Raw genomic sequence first — 2,579 nt, 5'->3', positions numbered from 1 at the left:
TCGTCGATCCGTCCCGCCTCCAGCAGCGCCTCGGCCAGATTGGCCCGCGCCACCGCCTCCCAGTGCGCGTCACCGAGTTCCCGGCGTGCCTGGGCCGCTCGGGCCAGGAACTCCTCGGCGGCGTGGAGTCGGCGGCGGAAGACGGCCACCAGCCCCAGGGCGTTCAGCGACGTGGCCTCGCCCTGCCGGTCGCCGAGGTCGCGGCGGATCGCCAGCGCCGCACGATGTGCGTCCTCGGACGCCTGAGCGTCGTTGAGCCTGCGGTGCGCGAAGCCCCGGCATTCCAGCAGCCGCGCCTCTCCGGCCCGGTCGCCGCAGCGGCGTGCGGCGCGCAGCGCCACCTCGCCCACCGCCAGCCATTCGGCCACGGCGGCCGAGGGCGCCTGCGTGGTCCACAGCGCGGCGGCCAGCTGCCACGCCTGCCGGTCCAGGCCCGCCAGTTCGGCCGCCCGCACCGCCGCCGGCAGGTTGGCACGCTCCGACTCGCACCAGTCCACGGCCTGGTCGTGGTCCGTGAACGTCTGCGGATCGACCGACGGCCCGGGCGGCGTCAACGCCAGGCGGTCCGGTGGCGCGGCCCGCCACTCCTGCGCGTTGCGAGCGGTGTGCAGATACCACTCGGTCACGCGGCACAACGCCTCGGTCCGGCCGTCCGGCGTCTCGTGGGTCCGGGCCTGGTCGGTGGCGTAGGCACGCAGCAGGTCGTGGAACTCGAACCGGTCCGGAGCCGTCTGCTCCAGCAGATGGGCGCCGGCGAGGACGTCGAGGAGCTGGCGTGCCCTGCGCAGGCTCACCGCCGCCAGCGCGGAGACGGCCCTCGCCCCGAACTCAGGGCCCGGATGGATCCCCAGGAGCCGGAAGAGTCGCGCGGCGTCCGGCGGCAGCGCCCGGTAGGACCAGGCGAACACGGTGCGCACCGCCTCGCTCTCCGGCTCGTCGCCGCTGCTCAGCGCCGACCAGAGCGCTGACTCGTCTCGTAGGTGCTCGATGAGTTCGCCCAGTTCCAGATAGGGATTGCTCGCCGCCCGTTCGGCGGCGATTCGCAGGGCGAGCGGGAGACGGGCGCACAGACCGGCCAGCTCGCGCAGTTCGGCCGCGTCGTCCTCCGGCCGGTAGCCCGCCGTGACGGCACGGATCAGCGCGACCGCCTCCTGCTCCGGGAGCGCGCCCAGGGTGAGGCGGTGCGCGCCGTCACGGATGGCCAGACCGGAGAGCCGACTGCGGCTGGTCACGAGGACCAGACAGCCCGGGTGGCCCGGCAGCAGCGCGCGGACGTGAGCGACGGAGGCGGCGTTGTCGAGGACGATCAGCATGCTGCGGTCGGCCAGCACGCTCCGGAACAACGCCGCGGCGGAGTCCGTGTCGGCGGGCACCTGGTCCGGCGGCACTCCCAGGGCGGTCAGGAAGCGTCCCAGCGCCTCATGCGCGGAGACCGGCTCGCCCGGGTCGTAGCCGCGCAGGTTGACGTAGAGCTGGCCGTCCGGGAAGCGCGGCTTGGCCCGGTGCGCCCAGTGGAGGGCCAGCGCCGTCTTGCCCGCCCCGGCGGTACCGGCGATCACACAGACGTCGACGACGACCGCGTCGCCCACCGCGTCCGTCAGGATGGCGTTGAGGTGGCTGATCTCGGCGGTGCGGTTGACGAATCCCCGCACGTCGCGGGGGAGCTGGCGAGGTGTCCCGGCGGGGTGGCGGGGCGCGGTCGCCTCGGTCCGGTGAAAGTGGACGCCACCGCTGACGGTCCCCGCCTGCACGGTGTCCCGCGAGCTCCCGGCGAGCAGATTGTCGGTGGCGCCCGGCCCGCGCGGTCCCTGGCCGGCGCCGTCCTCGTCATGCGTGCTCCGCCCGGCCTGCTCGTGCTCCTCGTGCCCCTCCGCGCTCACCTCTGCCGAGCACCCGCCCGGGGTGGCGGCAGGTGGGAGACCTCGCGCCCGAACCACACCAGCAGATCCTCGCCCGCCGCGTACAGCTCCTCGACGAACCCGCTCCAGCACGCGATCAGTTCCGGGTCGACGTGTCGCACGGCTCCGTCCAGGGCTCCCCGCTCCGTGTACACCACCTCGTACAGCACGCGGTCACCGAGGACGACGACCTCGGGGAGCGGGCCCTCCGGCTCCAGTCCCGCGAGCGCCGCCGGGGTGATGACGCGGATCTGCTCACCGGCGGCGGCCTGCACGCGGAACGCCTGCATCTCCCACTGGAGGTAGGGCGTCAGGGGCTGCTCCACGACACGCACCCGGCGGAAGGGCGCGCCGTGCTCGCGGAGTCGTTCGACCCGCTCGGCGTAGGCGGAGTGCTGCCGCTCGTGAAGACGGACCGCGGCGGCCCAGTCGCCCTCCTGGAAGGAGCGCCAGCTCTCGCCGCTCTCGACGAACTCCTGGCGGCGTTCGAACTTCCAGGATCCGCGGCCGCGCAGATCCCCCTGGACGGCCCGGAACTCGCTCCGGTAGTCGGCCGTGGCGAGCCGCTCGCCCGTGCCCGGGGCGGGCCGCAGACGTGCCGCGTCCCAGCCGGCGTGCTCAGTCATCGGCGATGTCCGGCTTCGCCGATCGCAGCATGGTGCCCGGGACGACGACGAGTCG

General features: G+C 74.3%; 2 protein-coding genes. Both read right to left on the bottom strand.

What is annotated here, in order from left to right:
* Positions 1–1,880: ATP-binding protein (locus E0D90_RS24965; RefSeq protein WP_130800195.1), on the bottom strand; the 1,880-nt coding region annotated here is incomplete at its 3' end.
* Positions 1,877–2,524 (bottom strand): DUF6879 family protein, encoded by a 648-nt coding sequence (locus E0D90_RS24960; protein WP_103503798.1) that lies wholly within the window; start codon positions 2,522–2,524, stop codon positions 1,877–1,879. The genes E0D90_RS24960 and E0D90_RS24965, both read right to left, overlap by 4 nt.
* Between the last annotated feature and the right edge of the window lie 55 nt (positions 2,525–2,579).

This window comes from Streptomyces otsuchiensis (assembly GCF_004305975.1).
Taxonomy (GTDB): Bacteria; Actinomycetota; Actinomycetes; order Streptomycetales; family Streptomycetaceae; genus Streptomyces; species Streptomyces otsuchiensis.
This window is presented reverse-complemented; position numbering and strand designations above follow the sequence as displayed.